This is a genomic window from Candidatus Protofrankia californiensis (genome assembly GCF_900634765.1).
Classification (GTDB): domain Bacteria; phylum Actinomycetota; class Actinomycetes; order Frankiales; family Frankiaceae; genus Protofrankia; species Protofrankia californiensis.
Genome location: NZ_CAAAFT010000392.1, coordinates 1 through 579, shown reverse-complemented (window position 1 = coordinate 579; position 579 = coordinate 1). Strand labels below are relative to the sequence as shown.

Genomic DNA, 579 nt, shown 5'->3' with positions numbered 1-579 from the left:
GGCCACGTCGGTCACGTCGGTCACGTCGGCCACACCGAGCGGATCAGTCGTATCGATCGTGCTGGCTGTCGCGATCGTCCTTGCCACCCTGTGTGTCGTCCCGGGGCTCACCCACATGGTGGGTGCCTTCGGGCCGGTGGAGGGAGAACAGCCACGCCGTCCGGTGCCCACCCGGGACATGCTGGGTCTGCTCACGGCCACGGTCGTCGTCGCGTTCGCGGCCAAGCTGACCGACCACGTCGCCTGGCTGCCGGCGTACGCCTATCTCGGGCTGGTTGGCGTGGCCCTGGCCGCCATTGACGTTCGGGTCCACCGGCTTCCCGACGTGATCACTTTGCCGTCCTACCCGGTTATGGCCGGGCTGTTCGGTGTTGCCGCGGTCCTGGATCGGGAGCCGGGACGCTGGTTGCGCGGTGTCATTGCGGCGGCGGCCGTGTTCGCCCTGTTCGCCGCCATCTGGGCGTTGCCCGGTGCCGGTCTGGGCTTCGGTGACGTGAGGCTGTCCGGTCTGCTCGGTGGCGCGCTCGGGTGGCTCGGCGTCCCGGTGGTTCTCACCGGGCTCATGGCGGGGATCACCCT

At 69.8% G+C, this 579-nt stretch carries 1 protein-coding gene; it reads left to right on the top strand.

Going from position 1 to position 579, the window contains the following annotated elements; translation table 11 throughout:
- Positions 1–58: 58 nt before the first annotated feature.
- Positions 59–579 (top strand): prepilin peptidase (locus DD1DGNOD_RS20110; protein ID WP_241255859.1); only part of this gene is annotated, 521 nt, incomplete at its 3' end.